Annotated in this window: 13 protein-coding genes and 1 pseudogene; all 14 read right to left on the bottom strand. The window is 31.7% G+C overall.

The window, feature by feature from the left end; all coding sequences use genetic code 11:
• On the bottom strand, window positions 1-8,355 hold an 8,355-nt coding region (locus tag AACQ14_RS21580), incomplete at its 3' end, for an SDR family NAD(P)-dependent oxidoreductase (RefSeq protein ID WP_339365644.1).
• Between the two features lie 19 nt (window positions 8,356-8,374).
• Window positions 8,375-9,124 (bottom strand): polyketide synthase, encoded by a 750-nt coding sequence (locus AACQ14_RS21575; protein ID WP_339365643.1) that lies wholly within the window; start codon window positions 9,122-9,124, stop codon window positions 8,375-8,377.
• Window positions 9,125-9,140: 16 nt separating this feature from the next.
• Window positions 9,141-9,905, bottom strand: a complete 765-nt coding sequence (locus tag AACQ14_RS21570; RefSeq protein WP_339365642.1) for an enoyl-CoA hydratase/isomerase — start codon at window positions 9,903-9,905, stop codon at window positions 9,141-9,143.
• Window positions 9,905-11,164: a hydroxymethylglutaryl-CoA synthase family protein gene (locus AACQ14_RS21565; RefSeq protein ID WP_339365641.1), complete on the bottom strand. Its 1,260-nt coding sequence runs from the start codon at window positions 11,162-11,164 to the stop codon at window positions 9,905-9,907. Before AACQ14_RS21565 ends, AACQ14_RS21570 begins: the two co-directional genes overlap by 1 nt.
• 25 nt (window positions 11,165-11,189) lie before the next feature.
• On the bottom strand, window positions 11,190-12,428 hold the full coding sequence (locus AACQ14_RS21560) for a beta-ketoacyl synthase N-terminal-like domain-containing protein (RefSeq protein WP_339365640.1): 1,239 nt from the start codon (window positions 12,426-12,428) through the stop codon (window positions 11,190-11,192).
• A gap of 38 nt (window positions 12,429-12,466) precedes the next feature.
• On the bottom strand, window positions 12,467-13,720 hold the full coding sequence (locus AACQ14_RS21555) for a hydroxymethylglutaryl-CoA synthase family protein (protein WP_339365639.1): 1,254 nt from the start codon (window positions 13,718-13,720) through the stop codon (window positions 12,467-12,469).
• Between the two features lie 62 nt (window positions 13,721-13,782).
• On the bottom strand, window positions 13,783-14,031 hold the full coding sequence (locus AACQ14_RS21550) for an acyl carrier protein (protein WP_339365638.1): 249 nt from the start codon (window positions 14,029-14,031) through the stop codon (window positions 13,783-13,785).
• Window positions 14,032-14,061: 30 nt separating this feature from the next.
• Window positions 14,062-15,903, bottom strand: a complete 1,842-nt coding sequence (gene fabD, locus AACQ14_RS21545) for an ACP S-malonyltransferase (protein WP_339365637.1) — start codon at window positions 15,901-15,903, stop codon at window positions 14,062-14,064.
• A 75-nt stretch (window positions 15,904-15,978) separates the two neighbouring features.
• Window positions 15,979-16,722, bottom strand: a complete 744-nt coding sequence (locus AACQ14_RS21540) for a 4'-phosphopantetheinyl transferase family protein (protein ID WP_339365636.1) — start codon at window positions 16,720-16,722, stop codon at window positions 15,979-15,981.
• Window positions 16,723-16,818: 96 nt separating this feature from the next.
• Entirely contained in the window at window positions 16,819-17,496 is a 678-nt protein-coding gene (locus AACQ14_RS21535) for an MBL fold metallo-hydrolase (RefSeq protein ID WP_339365635.1), read from the bottom strand.
• Window positions 17,497-17,534: 38 nt separating this feature from the next.
• Window positions 17,535-19,200 (bottom strand): annotated as a pseudogene (locus AACQ14_RS24920) (acetyl-CoA carboxylase carboxyltransferase subunit alpha).
• A 14-nt stretch (window positions 19,201-19,214) separates the two neighbouring features.
• A complete protein-coding gene (gene accC / locus AACQ14_RS21520; RefSeq protein WP_339365632.1) occupies window positions 19,215-20,543 on the bottom strand; it encodes an acetyl-CoA carboxylase biotin carboxylase subunit in 1,329 nt (442 codons plus the stop codon).
• 18 nt (window positions 20,544-20,561) lie between these two features.
• The gene (locus AACQ14_RS21515; protein ID WP_339365631.1) at window positions 20,562-21,020 is read right to left on the bottom strand and encodes an acetyl-CoA carboxylase biotin carboxyl carrier protein; all 459 of its coding nucleotides are present in this window, start codon (window positions 21,018-21,020) and stop codon (window positions 20,562-20,564) included.
• Window positions 21,021-21,445: 425 nt separating this feature from the next.
• Window positions 21,446-22,268: hypothetical protein (locus AACQ14_RS21510; RefSeq protein WP_339365630.1), on the bottom strand; the 823-nt coding region annotated here is incomplete at its 5' end.

The raw sequence follows: 22,268 nt of genomic DNA, 5'->3' as shown, positions 1-22,268 counted from the left end.
TGTTAGATGAGCAAATACAGAATTCTTAGCTAACTCATTGAGTATTATTAACCCATCTTTATGTAAAACAGCTTTTGCATTTCTTAGAGTTACTCTAATATCCTTAGTAGCATGTAAAACATTGGCAGCAATTACAATGTCATATTGTCCTATACTTATGTCCTGTTCAAATGGAGATTGTTCAACATTAAATAGCTGATAAGTCAAATAAGGGTTATCAGAGCCATATTCTTTTTCTGCATGTAATAAAAAGGCTTTTGAAATATCTGTATAACAATATTCCCTAATATACTGTTCATATTTCTTCAATTTATTAAGGATTACCCTAGTTGTTCCTCCCGTCCCAGCACCAATTTCCATAATTCTGATTTTTGCAGAAGGAAGCTGATTGATTCTATCTTCTAAATATCTGACTACTGAATCAGCTAACACCTCATTGAAATAATCCACAGCAAAATTATTTTTATAAACACCTTCAACTAATTTCATGGATGAATCGGGGAACATTTTATCTGTAGCCTTTACTTCACCTGATAAAATCTGTGGTAGATTCCTTAACATGGTTTCTACTAAAATTACACGTGCTTCTAGATTAGGATCTTCTAACCATAAGACTTTTTGGCTGTCCCATTCTTCCCACATATTATCTAAATCTATTTTTGTTACATTAATTATTTTCCCTGAACTCTTATCATAATTAATATAATTTTTACGTTCTAAGAGTGCAAAGCTTTCTGCTAACCATTTTTCATAGATAATACTTAACTCTAATTCATTTTTTAATTGTGACATATCTATATTATCTCTACTAAATATATTTATTGATTGTAGTTGACCTAATAGTAGTTTACATAAAATATTATCCATTTCCTTTAGATGTTCAGCTGTAATAGTATAATCATCCATGCTTAGCATATCCTCAGGGTCACAGATAGTATTTTCAATTTTATCTCTTAATCCATCTATTGATGTTGAGAGATTATTATCAAGTATAGTGACAGCTTCTCTAGTATCAACATCCATCTCTAATGGTTTAGTTGTTTTAACAAATCCTATCTGATCGACTTCATTGCTAAGTAGTATTTCCAATGTCTTCATTGCCTCTGGAGGCTCAATGGAATCTATACCTAATCTTGCCATACGTTTTTGGTATTCTTCTGAAGCAACAACACCAACACTGCCCCAATATCCCCAATTTATAACCTTGACCTCACATTGCCATGCTAGAGAGAGCTGATGCGCAAATATATCTTTGAATGTACACCCTGAAGCATAGTTACTCTGTCCTGCTGATTTTATGAATGAGATCATTGATGAGAAAAACATTACAAAATCAAGTTTTTCTTTCTTAAATACTTGTGCCATACGTACACTAATATCAATTTTTGCAGATATAGTATCCATAAATTGAGCTTCATCCATATTAACTAAAGTTTGGTCCTGCAAAGCTATAGCAGCATGTACAATACCATTAATTTGCGAGTACTTGGTTTTAATTTCATTGTAGGCATTAATTAATTCATTTTTGTTTCTAGCATCTGCTGAAATATAGTGTGGTTCATCACCAAGCTTACTCAATCTATCAATCTTTGATTGGATATTCTCATTTTTCTTACGTCTACCTATCCATATCACCTGAGCCTTATAATTTCGTATTACATATTCACTCCATACTTCACCAATTCCTCCAGCTCCTCCAATGACAACATACACTCCCTTATTCTTATACTTTGATTCATTTATCTTCACATCTTTTAAGGGAACTAATTTTTGTCTATACCATTCTCTATTACGATTTACTAATACATCCTGTTTAGTTATCATTGGTAGTGAAAAGATTTCATTAATAGGTATATCATTATTTTCTTGTAAATCCATCACTTGTATATTCCAATTAGAGTATTCTTTTGCTAATGAACCAATTAGTCCATAAACGCCTCCATGTGTAGGGTTGACTACATCATTTTTATGAATGGGCTGGGTTTTAGTTGTTATTACGGTCCATCTTAATTCTTCTTGCTCATATCCTAGATTGATTAGTGCCTTTATAGTTCTAAATAATTGAATGACTCCTTTTTTCTGATCTAATATTAATGATTCTCCTTCTATAGAATCTTCATTATTAGGTGCAATCCATATAATATGTTTAATAGAATCATATGAATCTAATTTTTTTTGCAGGTACTGGACAGTGGACTCTCCTTGATTATCAATTGTTCCTGCTTTTGGATAACAACAAAGAATTTCATCCCTAATATTTTTATCCCCACTAATGATAACCACTTGCCCTTGATCTACTGGCAATATTTTTTTCTTTTTAATCTTGATAGTATCCCATACTGGAACTAACATAGTTTCTCCCATTAATGGTTGTTTTGAATCTTCTTTTTCCACTACTCGGCATGAAACACCTTTCATACTCACACAGATTCTACCGTTAATATCACATAACTGTATATCAAACTTATTAATGCCTTGATGTGAAATATCGTCACTATATCTAAGTACAGCCCACATCTCTTGTTCTGTTTTATGTAAAATCTCAATCTCTTCTAGTGCAAATGGCATCACTGCTTTTCTCACGTTGGAATCCCCATTTTCTATCATAAAAGCTATAGATGATTGTAATGCTGAATCCATTAAACTAGGATGCAATATAAATTTACTTTCTGTATTACGAACTGTATCTGGTAATGATAGTTTAGCTATTACCTGCTTATTTCCAGCATATATCTTTTCAACACCTCGATAGCTTGGACCATAATCCATTCCCATACTACTGAATGTGTCATAACACATGGTGTTTGAGATAATATTTTTATTACATTTATCTTTTAATTCTTGCAAATCTATATTATTAATTTCAATAATATTACGTATTACAATGTCTCCTCGACTATATACTATACGGCAGTTTTCTGATTTTTCCTCTGAGCAGCCATAAACTTCATATGTGATTTCACCATTATCTTTTGGATAAACTCCAATATGTACTTGTACCTTATCATTTTCTATAATTATCGGTCTCATCCATACTACGTTTTCAATACAAATCCTACTATCTTTATCAATAGAAGATATTGCCTGATTAGCAGCGATATTAACCATCTCTAAATAAGCAACACCAGGTAATACTTTTTGCTTATTGACTTTATGGTCCATTAGGTAAAATTCATTGCCAGTAAAAATAGTACTGAACCTTTGTTCAGATAAATCTGAAGTATTACTATGAACAAGAGGATGAATGAATGAAGTTGAAATATGTACGTCTTTAGTACTTAATAATTCTTGTTCTATTGGTATCCAATAACGTTCTTTTGCAAATGGATACGTTGGTAGACTTACTAATTGAGGTTTTGTATCAGCATACAGCCTTTCTAAGTCAAAATCTGCTCCCATTACCCATAGACTTAGAAGTTTTTTATATTTCTTCTTCATTATCCAAGAATCAATCATTATTTTTGTATCTTCATCCTCTTCAAATAAAGTCATTATCTCATTTCTATCACTTATTGCTCCTCTATAAATATCTTCTATATTACTTTTATGTTCCATAACCTGAACCAGCTTTTCTTCTAGTTCTTTAATGGAGTTTGTTATTATCCCCAACCGTTCATTCATCATTTCTCTTTTTGTGGATAATGTATATGATATATTAATTAAATCTGAATCATTGAATTTTTTATGTCTAAGAACTCTTAATAATTGTTCAACTTTATCATATAGTCGCTCTTCATTTTTTGCTGTAAGCATAATAACAGCTGACTGGTAAGATAAATCCTCTACATAAGCGGGTGATTTTTCAGTTATATATTCTTCCATTACAACATGTGCATATGCTCCTGACATTCCAAATGAACTTATACCAGCTCGTCTTGGTAGTCCATTTTCATTCTTCCACTCTTCCTCATGATTATTAATATAAATAGCTGAATTATCCAGATTAATATAAGGATTAAGTTTCTTGAATTTTGGTAATACCGGTATTTGATTATTTTTCATTTGTAGTATTACTTTTATTATCCCTGCTATACCAGCAGCTCCCTCAGTATGTCCAATATTTGCTTTACAAGACCCTACAGCACAGAATCTCTCCTTATGAGTAAATCTTTTGAAAGCTTTCATTAAGCTGTTCAGTTCTATTGGATCACCTAGTTTTGTACCAGTTCCGTGAGCTTCTATATAACTTATGGTTTCAGGTTCTATTCCAGCATCTTTCCAAGCTTTTATCATAACATTTTCTTCGCCCTCAACACTAGGTGCTGTTATGGATGGTGTATAACCTCCATGTAATGCTGCTGACCCTTTAACAACTGCATATATCCTATCACCATCTCTTTTAGCTTGTTCCAATGGTTTTAGAAGGATACTAGCAACGCATTCCCCAGGAATATAACCATCTGCTGCTTCATCAAATGTATGGCATCTTCCTGTAGGAGATAAAGCTCCAATACTACTAAAATAACGGTAATGCCATGATGACAGCAGTAAATTCACTCCTCCTACAAAAGCCATACTGCATTCTCCGTTTCTTAATGCATGACAAGCGGAGTGAAGTGCAAACAATGATGATGAACATGCAGTATCTATGGCAATACTGGGACCTTTTAGATTGAAGAAATAGGATACTCTATTAGCTATTATGGTTTGTGAATTACCTGTTCCAACATATGGATCCATAGATAGATTATTTTCATTGATCACGTCCATATAGTCATGACTGCATACACCGATAAAAACTCCTGTATCTGTCCCTTTTAATTTGTTAATGTAACCTGCATCTTCTCCTGTAGCATAAATATTTTGTAGAAGCAATCTCAGTTGAGGGTCGATCCATTCAGCTTCACGAGGAGAAATGTTGAAAAAATCAGCATCGAATTTATCAACATTCTCAATAAATCCACCCCATTTACAATATGTTTTATTTTCTGATTGTGGATTTTCGTCATACCAAGCCCTATAATCCCAATGGTCAATGGGAATCTCTGTTATAACATCTTTTTTGTTTATAAGATTATCCCAGAATTCATCTACATCTGAAGCACCAGCAAACATACCGTTAATCCCAATGACAGCAATATCTTTCTTTTCTTCATTAGATATATTTTGTGATATATTCTCTTTATTATATTTAACTTCTTTTTTTACAGTCTCTATAGATATTCTATCTATCGTTCTGGTTTTGCTTTTTTCTATATGTTTATTTATATCTTGACTATCCCCGCCCAGCAGTTTAATAAATGCTTCTTGATGCTCTTTTGCAAAGAACTTAGTTAATTCTTTGATATTAGGATATTCAAAAAATAGTGATGGATTTAAATCAATTTGGGTTTCCTTCTCTATTTCATTAGTTAACCTAATCAGTTGGACAGAATCAACACCCAAATCCATTAAATTCATGTCTAATCTCTTAGAATCTATTTTACTATGAGTAATTTTGTATAGTTTATTTATAAGGTAATTTTGAATTTTACTTAATCTTATATTTGGGTATAATACACTCTCAGATTTATGTAAACTTTTAATTTCTGTTGATTCCTTTTCTTTTTTTACTATAGCTGTTTTTTCAGCATACCTCATACGTTTAATAGTACAGCCTACAAATCTTGCAGTAATTTGTCCCTGATTATTGATTATATCTGTATCAAAAACCATCATCTCTTCTGAATAATGTTGTAATTTCACAAATACCCATAACTCTTCTAATTCTTCAGTCTTTTGAAAGTAAATTTCTTTTATGCCAAATGGTAAAAACCCATCCTCCGGAAATACTTGTTTTACTAAAGGAATTACTGTTTGGAATCCAGTATATATTATTAAAGGATTCAGAACATAAGTATGATTTTCTTTTCGTGAAGTCTTATCTAAGGATACCTTGGCAAGAACTTTGTCTTGTCCACTGTAAACATTAGTTATGTTTTTGAAGGTATCCCCAAGTTTGATAACTGGATTGTCAGTATACATATTGTCAAAATGTTCGACTTCATTTAATGTGCTGATTAAACTATTTATATCTATTATTTTCTTTTTGAAAGAAGTCTTTCTTAGAGTTCCTGTTGCAGTCAAATCCCAATTATCAGCTGAGTTATATCGAAATACTGCTTCAAAATCTATTGATTCTGCTCCTTTTATGCTGTTGATACCAACTTCTACTTCTTGACCTTTCTTAACTGCAATAGGCTTTATAAAATTAAGTTTATGAAGATGCACACAATTTTCACTGATAAATGTATTGAAAAATTCATTTATACCAAGACTTGCGTGAGTCATACCAATAAGTACAGGCTCATGGTCAACCATATGGTCGTATAAAAAAGGTTCATCGTATCTATATACTTCTTTTATAATTTGTTTATCTTCAGAAACTACAAAATCATTAATTTTAGCATCATTTTCGTTATTAGGAGTCTTATCACCATCAACCCAAATATATTTTTTAGCAAAAGGATACGTTGGAAGGCTTATTTTATGAGGTTTTCCATCCTTATATAACCTATTCCAATTTACATCTATACCTTCTACCCATAATCTTGCTAATCCTTGTAAATCCTTATTATGTATATATAACTCTTTCTTCTCTTCATAATTACAGTTATCAGTTATATTATTTTTATCTTCTTTCATTATATTAGTAAATACATCAGTTTCTATTTTGTTGTTAATAAAATCCTTCAATACTTTTATCAAAGATTCTTTTGAATCAGTTACATATGCCAATCTACAGTTCATTACTTCTCTACCTACTTGCAAAGTATATATCATATCTGCTAATGATAACTGTTTATTAGTTGACTCAATAAAATCTATCATTTTTTCAGCATATTCTTTAAGTTGGGCATCGCTTTTGGCAGATAAAACAAATAGTTTTGATGTTCTTATATCTCTACTATCTTCATCTGATTCTATGCCTAATCTAGACCTATATTCTTCTAAAACAATATGTGCATTACTTCCACTGAATCCTAGTGAACTTACACAAGCTCTTCGCGGCATACTTTTATGGGGCACCCATGATTTTAAATCTTTATTGATGTAAAAAGGGGAGTTTTCAAAGTCGAATTGTTCATTTGCTTCTTTACAATTAAGTGTTGGAACTAATGTCTGATGTTTCAAACAAAGGAGTACTTTTTGAAGACTTGCAGTTCCAGACACTGCTGAAGTATGACCTATGTTGCTTTTCACAGAACCAATTGCACAATACTGTTTTTGATTAGTACTTTGCCTAAAAACTGTTTTCAGTGCATCTAATTCTATAAGGTCCCCTAATTTGGTTCCTGTACCATGCATCTCCGCATATCCTATGGTCTCAGGATCTATTTTATATTTATTGTATATATCCTTCTCCAGCTCTATCTGACTGCTTTTGCATGGAGCAGTTATACCATTTGTATTACCGTTTTGATTAATACCTGACCCAATTATCAGACCATGTATGAAGTCGTTATCTCTTTGAGCATCTTTTAGTCTTTTTAGTACTAAAGCTCCTACACCTTCACCAGGCACAAAACCATTAGCATTATTATCAAATGCCTTACACTTACCGTCTGGAGATAACATTTTTTCAGAACACATACTAATATATCTATCAGGTGTTAAATATAAACTTACACCACCTACCAAAGCCATATCAATTTCACCATTCAATAATGATTGACATGCTATATGAGTTGCTACTAATGATGAAGAGCAAGCTGTATCAATTGATATAGCTGGACCTCTAAGATTAAGATAATAAGCTATACGAGCCGCTGCAATAGCAGAGTTGTTGCCTGTTGAATTAATAACTTCTACATCATTTTCAGATAATATCTTAGTGTATTCACTATTACCTATACCAAGGTATACACCGCATTTTCTATTTGCCAATAGCTGACGGCTGTAACCTGCATTTTCAAAAGCTTTATATCCCTCCTGAAGAAATATACGATGCTGTGGATCCATCATCTTGGCTTCTTGTGAGGAAATATTAAAAAAGGATGCGTCGAAATTTTTAATGTTATCTAATGAACCCATCCATTTACAATACATTTTTCCTTTTTTATTCATATCCCAATCGTAGTAATCATCTACATTAAAGCGGTCACTTGGAATTTCATGTACACAGTTTTTCCCTTTACTTAGATTCTGCCAATACTCATCTAATCCATTTGCATCGGGATATCTACCTGCCATTCCAATAATAGCTATTTTTTCATCATCATAAAGTGTTTCTGTATCTTTGTTAGTTTCTTCTGATGAAAGGAGTTCTGTATCTATTTTTGAAGACGTTTCCATCATTTTAGCAAGTTGTATCTTAGCTTCTTCAGGTGTTATTTGTTTTAATTTCAGTGCTGAAAAAATGTCTTTTGAATTCATGATTTACTCCTCCCTTCTCTTACTTTCCGAATAGTTCATTTATCCGTTCTTTTACCTCTTCTTGGAAAAATGTCTTTTCATGCATTATTACTTCCTGCTGGATAACTTCTGGTAATTCTTTTCTCATTTTTCTAACTAAATGATCTTTTAGAGTAATTAACGACAATCTAGGCTTCTCGGCTACCTGTCTAGCTAATTCAAGAGCATAATCTCCAACATCAGCACGTGGAAGTACTGGAAAAGTTATTCCTTTTTTCTCAAGTTCTGCTCCACGATAATTATTTGCACTTAACAACATTTCCTCTGCTAAACTAATTCCTAATTTTTTTTCTAAGATATATGTAGCACCTGTTCCAGGTGTAAATCCATATTTCATGAAATTAGCTGTATATACACTTTCTCTGCTTAAAATAACAAAATCAGCAAATAGTCCCATAATAAATCCACCGCCGATTCCATGCCCCTGCATAGCGGATATAACAGGAATTCTGCAATCCAATGGAAGATTATAAATGTCTAGTTTAGTGAACTTCTGTTTTCCTTCATATATTGCTAATAAACCTTCCTTTGTACCACCTGAAGAAAAATAATTATCATATCCAGTCAGAATAACAACCTTATATTCTGAATTGGAATCAATCATTTTAAATGCCTTCTTAACACCAGAAACTAATTCATCTGAAAAAGTATTCTTATTTACTCGATCCTGCATTGTTACCTTAACTATATCTGATTCAATTTCTTCTATGGTAACTACTGATTCTGTCATAATATGCCCCTTTCTATTAATTTTCCCATGGGAATTTTCCTTCATCAACATATCTAAAAATTCCATTGATATTATCTCTATCAGAAAATATTTCTTCGTTAGCTTCTACTGCTAATGATTTTGACTTAGTTAGAATATCATTCAATGAGTTAACATATCTCTTATATTTTATTATTGCAGTTTTTGATATACATTTCAGGCGTAATAAATGCTTCTGAAGCAGTGATTCGCTTCTTTTGTCATATACATCAACTAACCCCAACGAATGAGCCTGACTAACACTTATTGGTTTTGTCATCAATGTCATGTAATGAGCTTTTTGGAATCCAATTTTACGAATCAAAAAAGGTAGAACACATGCTGGAAACAATCCAAATAGTAATTCTGAGAGACCAAACTGTGCAGTCTCGTCTGCAATCACCATATCACAAGCTGCGACAAACCCTACTCCTCCTGCATTTGCCTTCCCTCTTACATAAGCTATAGTTATATAAGGTCCAGTAGCTAATTTTAACCAAAGATTATATAGTGGTTCTGGACTTTGATTACTATAATTGCCTTTTGATATATTGGCATGAATTTCATTAAAATCTGCTCCAAGACAAAATACATCTTCTAATCCTTTAATCACTACAATCTTGATATTTTCGTCACACAGGTCAAGAACTCTTGTACATTCTTCTATAAGAATATCATTGATGCTATTGTTAGCCTCAGGTCTATTTATTTGTATATAGCAAACATTGTTTTTGTATTCTGGTATAATAGTTTTATAATTCATTATACCCACCTATATTTTCTATGATATTCTTTTATCTCTGATAAAAATAAGCGTTCTTTCCCTTGAGATGCTTTCACTACACCTGGAATCATATTCAAATCCAGTTTTGTATTTCTAGTACCGAATTTTACAGCACTGCTTCCTTTCAATAGACTTTCATATTCGTCTATAGTTAATTCATAACGATTATCCAATTGTTCCTTTATCTTAAAACGACGTTGTAATTCTTGACCTTTTTTTGTTACAATTCCACTGTAGAACTCTGAACAACATCCAGAACCATATGAAAAGCATCCTAGTCTTTTATTTGAACCAAATTGGCCATTATCAATAGTGCTTGCTAATGCCATAAATATAGTTCCGCCCATTATATTCCCGACCCTTTGACAATAAGTTAGTCCTGGCATTACACGTTCATCAAAATCTATATTGATCTCTGATTGTTTTGCTTTCATCATTTTTCTCATCATAGTACGGTGAGCACCTTTCACCATACCTCCAAAAGGTGTGTGGAAAACAAGATATTGGAATGTACTTTTGTAATCAACTTCTGCTACCCTCTTTTTATACTCCAATAACGCTTGTTCACAGCAGTCTAGATAAGATAACAATGAGATATCTGCATCACCTGCTTCACTATCTGGTATAGGTCTGCATGTATCCATAACCTCATAACCATAATATCCATTAGCGCCAACATCTACCTGAAATACATGAGGATTATCACTAACTAATATAGCCGCTGCACCTGCACCAGAACTTGGTTCTGCGAAAGACCAGTCCTCAGTTAATGCTTCTCCTCCCGGTGCTACCATGAATCTAGATATATCTGAAGCAATTACTAAAGCCTTTGCCCCAGGAGATACTTGAGATAAAATAAAATTAACTGCCATCTGAAATCCAGCAGTACCAGAATAACAAGCTCCTTTTAATTCAAACATACGACAATTACGATTTAATCCTAGATACTCATGTATATATGTACTCATTGATTTCCCGAAATCTATACCTGATTCTGTACAAGTAATTAAAAGTTCTATACTGTTTTTCTCTTCTTCAGTAAGGGAATCTATTATTGGTTTTGCAGCATTTACCCCAAACGTCACAGGGTCTTCATAAGGAAGAGCCACTGTTTTCTCTTTCATTAATAAATTTTCTAATCTAGGAATATCTAGATTACGGTATTTGGCTAAATTCATTACATCTAAATATGTTGTACCACCAAATACATTTATTGCTTCTATTCCAACACTAAGCATTTTATTTGTCCTCCTTGTACTATTATTATTGTATCCTTTGTAAACATAGTGCAGTGTTAACGCCTCCGAATCCTATACTAATATTTATTGCATTTTGTATACAATGTGGTATAGATTCCTGTCTGACCCAGTTTAAAGTTGAATCTATGGGGTTTTCTAAGTTTCTAGTCGGATGAAGCCTGCCTTCTTTCATCTGCATCAATGTAGCGATAACTTCAACAGTACCAGCTGCACTTAACCCATGTCCAATAACAGATTTAGTTGCATTAATAAAAGCATGGTTAAGCTTGCAAGCATGAATTGCCCTGATTTCTGTTTCATCTCCTATGATAGAACCTGTCCCATGAGGATTAATATAATCAATTGCTCCTGGTTCTAAATCAGCTTTTTGTAATGCTTCTTTTATTGCTCTAACTTCACCATCATAGGAAGGATTAGGATTTCTATTCCCATCTATTACCATAGACCATCCAGTAATTGAAGCGTATGGCTTTAGATGACGCTCTATAGCAGTGTTTAATTTTTCAATCACTACTGCTCCACAACTCTCACCAAAAATAAAACCATCCCTATCCCTGTCAAATGGTCGGCTGGATCTTTCAGGTTCTTCTTTATAAAGCTCTGTTCCCATTGCTCCTAAAGAACGAAATGCCTGACATTCCAAATAAGATAAGTCCATCAAGGCTCCTAAAGCAATACAAACGTCAACTTGTCCAGATTGAACAGCTTGTATTGCCTGAAGAATTGCTACTTGTCCACTAGCAGAAGCCCCTCCTACTGTATATGCTAACCCATTTATCCCATACTGTTCTGTACAAAATCCACATACATCACTATCCATATAAGATAATGCATAAGTTGGTGGTATAAAATAAGTATTGCCGTAATATTTTTCATACTTAGTCATTAATTCTCTCTGTTGAAAATTAGAGCCTCCTATAATAAGTCCTATCCTTTCAGAATCCACTAAGTTCAATTTTGCTTCATTCCAAGCCTCATCAATGGTCACCATTGCAGCTTTACCAGAAAAAGAAGCCGTTCTTATAGTTTTTTTTGATATATGCTCTGGATAAACTAAGGACGGTATCTCTGCTCCTATATAAGAACTATCTTTCTGTCTTCCAGGTCTTGCCATTACTCCAAAATTATTCTTGCCATTCAACAATACTGATGTAAATTGTTTTTTCCCTTGTGAGCCAGCAGAAGTCACACCACATCCAGTAATAACAATGTCTTCTTTATTATGATTTTCAATAGTATACATCCATTAATCCTCCTGCTTTTAATACAATACCCAATTTTTTAGACCCATTTATATTCCCTATGAAATTCTTTAATCTCATCTAATATAAGTTTTCCTTGGCAAAAATCCGTTATATTAGGGAATAAATCAAAGTCTACTTTAATATTTCTTACTCCAAATTTCACTTTACTGCTGTACACCAATAATTTCTCATATTCACCCATAGATAATTTATAACGATTGTCTAATTTCTGCTCTATATTAAAACGTAGTAGTCTTTCTTGACCTTGTTTCGTGACTACTCCGCTGTAGAATTCTGAACAACACCCAGAACCATATGAAAAACAGCCAATCCTTTTTGGAATATCAAATTGTCCATTATCAATGATGCTTGCTAAAGCCATAAATATAGAAGCTCCCATTATATTACCAACTTTTTGACAATACTTAAGTCCTGGTTCTACACGTTGTTTAAAATCTCCTTCTATTTCAGGAGTTTTCGCTCTATACAACTTTCTCATCATTGTTTTGTGTGCTGTCTTCACCATTCCTCCAAAAGGTGTATGACAGGCAAGATACCCAAATGTATCATGATAATCTGCATCTACAACTCTTTCCTTATATTTTAAGAATGATTGCTCACAACAATCTAGATATGACATTAAACCTAAGTCAGCATCACCAGCTTCACCATCAGGAGTTGGACGACATGTATCCATAACCTCGTAACCATAATATCCATTAGCTCCTACATCTATTTGAAATACTTGAGGTGTTTCACTTACCAAGATTGCTGCTGCACCTGCTCCAGAGGTTGGTTCAAAAAACTCCCAATCCATGTTTAGATTTTTACCGCCATCTTCTACCATAAACCTAGATGTATCAGTTATTATAACCAGTGCCTTTGCACCCGGAGAAACCTGTGATAGTATGAAATTAACAGCCATCTGAAGTCCAGCAGTACCAGAATAACATGCATTTTTCATTTCAAATAAACGGCAGTTACGATTTAACCCTAAATAATAATGAATATATGTACTCATTGATTTTCCAAAGTCTATTCCTGATTCTGAGCAAGTAATCAATAATTCTATCCTATCTTTATCTGCCTGTGACATGGTATCCACCAATGGTTTAGCTGCATTAACTCCATTAGTGACAGGATCTTCACAAGGAAGAGGTACTGTCTTTTCTTTAATAAGTAATTTTTTAAATGTAGAGGTATCTATATCTCGGTATTTTCCCAGTTCAATTACATCTAGATATGTTATTCCGCCAAAAACATTCATTGATTCAATTCCTACAGAAACCATATTATATCTCCTTCAATTATGTACATAACTCTAAATAAACATCTTTAATTAATTCCTAATGCCTAGTTTTCATTAAGTTTTTTATAGAATGTATCAACTAGCTCTCCAATATTTTTTACCCCTGAAAGTTCTACTCTTGGAATTTGCAGGGATAGAGATTCCATTGTCATCATAACTATTTCTGCACGGTCTATAGAATTAGCTCCTAGATCAACTAATTTATCATCATCTTTGAATACATGCTCTTCTAAATCAGGAAGTACTTCTATAACATTCTCTTTTACAATTTCTAATATTTCATTTCTACTCATATTCATTCTCCTCACCTATTCATTAAAATATTATTTACTTTCTCTTTTTATTCTTTGAACTAATTTTGTTAACACATTACCAGGTCCTATCTCTTCAAACTCCATCTTACCAAATCCAATTAGATACCTAATACTCTCTTCCCATCTAACTGAATGATTTATCTGTTCTATTAGATTAGTTTTAATATCCCTTTGAGTGTATTCCCTAGCATTAACATTTGAGATAACAGGTATCTCTAAATTCGAGAAGGATATATTATAGAGATAATCTTCAAATTCTTTTCTAGCATCCTCCATATATCTTGAATGGAATGCACCACTTGTTTTTAGAGGTATGAACATCATTGTTCCTTCAACACTAGAAAATATTTCTTCTGCTTTTTCTATATCTGTTTTCATTCCTGATATTACAATTTGTTTCATAGAATTTAGATTAGCTATATCTATAGTGTTAAGTTTATTATCTATTAGTACTTTTTCAACCTCTTCACTAGTTAAACCAATCACTGCGGCCATACCTCCGCCAGTAGCTCGATTCATTAATTCTCCTCTTTTTTTCACAATATTTAATCCTGTCTCAAAATCATAAGCACCTGCTGCAAATAGAGCTACATATTCTCCTAAGCTATGTCCAATTACAAAGTCAGGTTTTTGTCCTGTCTCTTTTATTTTCTTAAGATATGACATTGCAGTAACAACATAAAGTGCTGGTTGAGTATAATCTGTTCTGCTTAATAGGTCATTTAAATCTTCAATACATAGCTCTTCTATTGAATACCCTAATATGTCACTTGCCTTATTCGTAAGCTGTCTAAATTCTTCAAATAACCCTGCTCCCATACCTTTTACCTGAGATCCTTGTCCTGGAAACATATATGTTAATTTATTATTGTTATTTGAACTAGAAATCTTAATGGATGGTTTACTTCCGTTTGGAAAATATTTGGTGAGCATTTCTAGATTCTTAAGCTCATTATAAAAAGGTGTCATTATCTGAAAATTATTTGGTTTTATACCTTTTGAATGTATACGTTTACTAAAGTTAGCTAAAGTTCCCGATGGTCCTACATCAATTAAATAGTACTCTTCATCAATATCTAAATTATTTACAGCATTTTGGAATTGTATTGGTTTCCTGACCGTATCCCAATAATAATCGTTTTTTATATCTTTTATATGACCACCTGTTACACAAGATATATAGTTGATTTGAGGCTTATTAAGTATTCTGGTACGCAAATAATCCTTGTAACCTGTTGCAACTATATCCATCATAGAAGAGTGAAAAGCATATCTAACTGGTAGCTTGGCACATACGATTTCCTGAGATTTTAGATATTTTTGTATTTCATTGATACCTTCTATACTTCCAGATAAAACAAAATGTGAATCGAAATTCACAGCAGCCATTTCTGAATTATTCTTTAATATAGGAATGTCATCATATATTTTTCTGTTTTCCAAAACTGCTAACATGGAACCTTCCTTACAATTGTCTTTTACTAATTGTGACAATTTTAATATAGCTCTAATAGTATCATCATAACTCATAACATTGGAAACTGCTGCTGATGTATATTCCCCAATACTAGATCCAATAACATAATCTGGATTAATTCCAGTTTCTATTAACAGATTCGCTAAAGAATATTCAACCATAAATATAGCTACTGATGTATATAATACATTATCGAAAGGATTCTTAGACCCTGATCTATACAAAACATCTATAATTGATTTTCCCATGTTATCTATTACTATTTGATCTAATTCATTCATATACTTTTTAAAAATGGTATTATTATTATACAAATCCAATCCCATATTATAATACTGAGAACCCTGCCCGGAAAACATAAATACTACTTTCATTTTTCTAGCTCCTCTCTAATAATTTACATTCACAGCATAATAAATCATAGCTATATAGTTTATGCACCTATATAACTATAAATCATTTATTATTGCATTATATACTGTTTCATAATTAAGCTTTAAGTCACATTTAGATGGATAACATATAGTAACTAAATATTTATCAATTTTATAAGTTGTAGACTTGAACATCTTAAAATTTTTGTAATAACCATTTATGCAATAATCATTACCCTCTATACGTTCAACTTCATATGTTTTTAGAGATGTTAAAAACCCTATTCTCAACACTTTTGATAGTGCCTCTTTTATAGTCCATAGAGTTACAAATCCCACTTCTGCTCCCAATGAATGTTGTTCTACTAATTGTATTTCTTTATCAGTCAATTGTGTTTTTATTGCTTTTGTATAATGTTTGTCAATTCCTTCAATATCTATCCCTATTGGATAAAATTCTTTTGTAGCCGCAGTCATCCCTATATGTTTAGTATGGGTAATAGTCACAGTGATGTTATGATTATTACATTTGACAATGGGGTTACAGAATATTCCTTTTTCTATGGATATACTTTGATAATCATTACAATCCATGTAAGATGCAATAGCTCTTTTGGAAGATACTCTGCCCAATAGAAAAGAAATTTTTCTTGCATCATATTTTAATTTGTTGTAATAATCTTTTTCATTCATATTTAAATATGTATTAATAAACTCATCTTCTATATAATCAATGCTTTTTAAAGAACAAAAACTCATTGTTAATGGTATTGATTTATCGCTTTCAACAAGCTCTGTCGTTATATCTGTATATTTCATTATTACCTCCACTAGTAGTACATATACTTGTTTATACATTCTATAATATTTAGTATCTTATAATCAAGCAGCATAACCTGGAATCAACTTTTTATATTAACAGAAATTGAATAAATCTTTCTGGTTTTTTCGCATTCTAAAATCTATGAAAGTTTGTTTATCTTCCAATATAAGATATACGTTATTGTACTTAAGATAATCTAACGTATGTCCTGGTTTGAATCCATAGGAATGAGCAGGATATACTCTTATATTACCTGGTATTTCTTTTTTTATCTTTTGAATACTATGATACATCTTTTCAGCAGAACCACTATAGGATGTACATAAACCACATCCTTCACTAAATAATGTATCCCCAGTAAATATATGCCGATAACATAGGAAACAGGTACTTCCTATAGTATGCCCAGGTGTAAGCATACACTTAATTGATGTATTGCCTAATTTCAATATTTGATTATCACTTATTCTTATCTGATTCTTACAAGTAAAACCAAAGCATTCTGATTCATCTGCTGATATATATACATCTGCATCATACTTATCAACTAGAGGATTTACTAAATTTATATGGTCATAATGTGCATGAGTTATTAAAATACTTTTGAGCTCTATTTGATACTTAGTAATTGTTTTCTCTATTTCATCCAATTCCCAAGCAGGGTCTATTATAGCTCCATAGCGAGTTTCATTATCTATTATGATATAAACATAATTTTTAAAATAATTATGTCTAAGTTTTAAGGTAACCATTTGATATGTTTGGCTCATTCAATTTTACCCTTTCATACTATTTATTATCTTATCCTTCATGCTTTACCTATAGCTCTATATTTACTATATCGCTTTTGTAATAATTCTTCTTTATCCAATGATAGTAATTCCTTTAACTCTTGTAATATTCTAATCTTTATTTCCTTGAAAATATATTCTTTTGAGCAATGTGCACCTCCAGCTGGTTCTTCTATAACGTCATCTATAATACCTAATCCATATAAATCATCTGCTGTGATTTTCATAACTTCTGCCGCCTTTTCAGCTTTGGTATTATCTTTCCATAGAATACTAGCAAAACCTTCTGGTGATATAATAGAATATACCGCATTCTCTAACATCAGTATTCTATCGGCTATACTTAATGCCAGTGCACCACCACTACCACCTTCACCTATGACAATGGAAACTATTGGTACTGATATATCCATAAGCTCTATTAAATTCCTCGCTATAGCTTCTCCTTGTCCTCTTTCTTCAGCATCCACACCACAATAAGCTCCTGGTGTATCTACAAAACATATGACTGGCCTGTTGAACTTCTCAGCTTGTTTTATTAATCTTAAAGATTTTCTGTAACCTTCCGGCATAGTCATTCCAAAGTTTCTAGTTATATTTTCCTCTAAGGTCTTTCCTTTTAATTGTCCAATTACAGTTACATTGATTCCATCTATAACTCCTATTCCTCCAATTATTGACTTATCATCACCGTAGTAACGATCACCATGAAATTCAAGGAAATCATCTAATATGTTATATATGTATTCATCTGCATTAGGTCTCTCAGATAATCTGGCAAGCTGAACTTTTTCCCAAGCTGTAAGATTATTATTATTCTCATTCATTCTATTATCTCCCATGCATAGTTAATATTTTACTTAAGATATCTTTTAACTCTTTTCTATGGACAATCCTATCAATAAATCCATGTTCCAGTACAAATTCAGCTGTCTGAAAGCCCTCTGGTAAGTCCTTTCTGAGTGTTTGTTTTATTACTCTTTTGCCTGCAAAACCAATAAGCGCATTAGGTTCGCTTAGTATAATATCTCCCTGCATGGCAAAACTTGCAGTTACGCCTCCTGTTGTAGGATCAGTGATTACAGTAATATAGAGTTGTCCACTCTTTGATAACCTACTTAAGCCACCGCTTATTTTTGCCATCTGCATAAGAGATATCATGCCTTCTTGCATCCTGGCACCTCCTGATGCAGTGAAGATTATCAAAGGAAGTTCACCTTCTATTGCAGCTTCTATTGCACGCATTATTTTTTCTCCTACTACAGCTCCCATACTTCCCATCATAAACTGACTCTGCATAATACATATAACTATCTTTTTATTATTAATAGATCCTTTACCAGTTATTACTGCCTCACTTGTGTTTAGTTCTTTCTGCAATCTATCTATCTTTTGTGAATAACCTTCAAAATCCAGATAATTAACATTAGGTATTTCTTCACAAAATTCTTCAAATGATCCATTATCTAGAATCATGTCTATTCTTTCCTCTGCTGTTAACCTTAAATGATTGTTACAATATGGACATACCTTATCATTATTGTCTACTGTCATATAATACATTATTTTTTTACAGTTACTACATTTTATCCATATATTAGGCAATTCCAAATCATTATTAGGTTTACTTTGATTGGTTTTAATATCATTAATATAATTTTCGGCAATATTATTTTTAATCATATCCTCACCTTTCCTTAACTAATCATCTGAGTATTATATTTTCCCGATTCAAATTCAGCACAACAAATAATATTGTATTGAAAATCTATATTATTCTTTATCCCTTTGATTTCTGTTTCTTTTAATGCTCTCTTCATTATTTTTATGGCTTCATCTCTATTTTTACCATGAACTATTATTTTTGCCAGTAATGAATCGTAATAATGGGATATATAATAGTCATTAAATACAGAAGAGTCAACTCTAACTCCTGGACCTCCTGGTAATATAAGCCGTTTTATAATTCCAGTCTGAGGTATGAAGTTGTTCTCTGCATCATCTGCATTTATCCTGCATTCAACTGAATGTCCAGTTATACAAATATCCTCTTGCTTGATGTTCAAACTCAATCCAGCAGCTGCTTTAATCTGCTCTTTGATCAAATCTATACCTGTAACCATTTCCGTTACTGGATGTTCAACTTGTATTCTGGTATTCATTTCAAGGAAATAATAATTCATATTATCATCCAGCAGAAATTCTACTGTACCAACACCAGAATAATTTACTTGTTTTGCAATGGCTATTGCAAGCTGCCCCATAGTATTTCTCATATCATTATCTATGATGCTTGAAGGACATTCTTCAATCATTTTTTGATTTTTTCGCTGTATAGAACATTCACGTTCTCCTAGATGAACTACATTTCCATAGTTATCTGCTAATATCTGAAATTCTATATGCCTTGCATTCTTTATGTATTTTTCAATATATAACTCTGCATTACCAAAATAATTTTCAGCTTCAGTTTTAGCGTTAAGAATATTATTATAGAGTTCATCTTTACTATTTACAACTCGAATACCTCTTCCTCCACCACCTGAAACAGCTTTTATAATAACTGGATAACCTATTTCTTTTTCAATATCTATATTATGTATTTCGTCTATCTTAACACTCTCTATTGCATTCATTACAGGACAGTTCATCTGCCTTACAATATTTCTAGCATTCACTTTATTACCCATTAATTCGATTGTATTGCTGGATGGACCAATGAAAGTTATATTACATTCTTCGCACATCCTAGCAAATTGACTATTTTCAGATAAAAACCCATATCCTGGATGAATGGCATCAACACCTTTATGAACTGCTGCTGATAATATAGTATATGTATTTAAATAACTTTCTTTTGCATTTGCAGAACCAATGCATATGGTTTCATCAGCTAATTTGGTATGCAGACTGTTTCTATCTATGTCTGAATATACGGCTAAGGTTTTTATTCCCATTTCTTTACATGCACGAATAACTCTGACTGCTATTTCTCCTCTATTAGCTATTAATATTTTTTTGAACACTTTATCACCTCAATTATCTTAATCAATTTGTATCACAAACAACTCCCTACCATACTCAACTAATTCATCTGACTTAACAAGTATATCTACAACTGTTCCAGTATATTTACTTACTATTTCATTTACCATTTTCATGGCTTCAATAGTACATACAATATCTCCTTTATTAACTTTATTACCTACGGATATATATTGCTTGTTATTTTGATTAGTGAATGAAATTTTCCCTACAAGAGGTGATGTGATAATTTCTATATTTTGAGGAATTTCAGTTGTTACACATTCATCTTGACATCTTGATATATTATATTTAGAAGCATCTTCTTTTTTGCCTTCAGTTAGATAAGTTTTTTCTTCTTTAATACAATCTTGATTATTTTTGGCTTTCAAATAAAGTTCATCTGTCTTAATTTCAACATAAGGTAAATTTGATTCTTGAATAACCTTCAATAAATTATTTAATACATTATAATCCATATTTTTCTCCTTATATTTTTTACAGTTTATTTATTATATTACATCAGTTGCATTAGTTTTTAAATAACTTCCTTATTTACCATTATATCATATAATTTGATATATTTTCAAAATATTTTTTACCACAAAATATATTATCATATTTCTTACTTAATGTCTACATGAATATAACATTCATATTAAATTAATCTAATTATTTATATTTTTTTATTACTATTATTTCAGACTTATTAATTAAACAATTCATATTATTTAGTCTATAATTGTAATTTTATTAAATATTATCTTAAAATGCTGTTTATTAATAAGAAATAATTTTTAACATATATAATAAAACCCTTAGTCTTGTATAAGACTTAAGGGTTTAAGAGTTGATCTAAATATTAAATATAGTACTAAATTATGTAATTATTAATTATTACATACTATTCATAATGTTTCCAGATAACTACATCTGAGTCTTTATATATATCTACAGGTTTTACAAATAAACCTCCGTTGCAGTCAATATCTACATTTGCCCCATATTTGTACCCATACCAGGCAACCTTTGAACAATACCATTTACTTGTATTTGATTTTAATGATAAAACACTATATTTTTCACCAATATTTGCCTCACTTTTTGCTTTATTTAATGCATTAAGTTCATCACTATCATGATTTTTAACATAAGCACAGTAGACTTGGTCAAATGCATCTCTATAATAGTTAGGAGATTCATAACCTACTCCTACATAACTATATCCTAAACCATTTTTATTCTTGTCATTATTAGCAGTAAAAAAACATTTAGATGAAAGACTATAATATTTACTTGAATCATACATACCTACATGATTAATGGCACCTTGTATAGCTGAACCATATAAATCTGGTAAAACAATTTCTCCAGATTCTAGACCAGCTACTATAAATGAATTACCATTACCAGTATATCCACTATCTCCTCCACTACCCATATTCAAACTAAGTTCTTCTACTTCTTTTAAAGTTGGATTAGCGTTAAGAGGCTTTACCTTTCTATTAGGTTGTCCACTTTTATCACAATAGTTATTATATCTTTTTATAAATTTTGCAAATTCTTTTGGAAAGTTAGGATCTTGTCTATCCATATTAAAGACTTTATTACATTTTGTCTCTCTCTCAAATTCTCTTTGTTGATTAATAATTTCTCTTTTAGATAATCCTTTTCCTGTTTTTTCTGATAATTGTTTTGCAGCTAAAATATTAGCCAGTATGCTAATA

It is taken from the genome of Vallitalea maricola (assembly GCF_036985595.1).
GTDB lineage: Bacteria > Bacillota > Clostridia > Lachnospirales > Vallitaleaceae > Vallitalea > Vallitalea maricola.
This window is presented reverse-complemented; position numbering and strand designations above follow the sequence as displayed.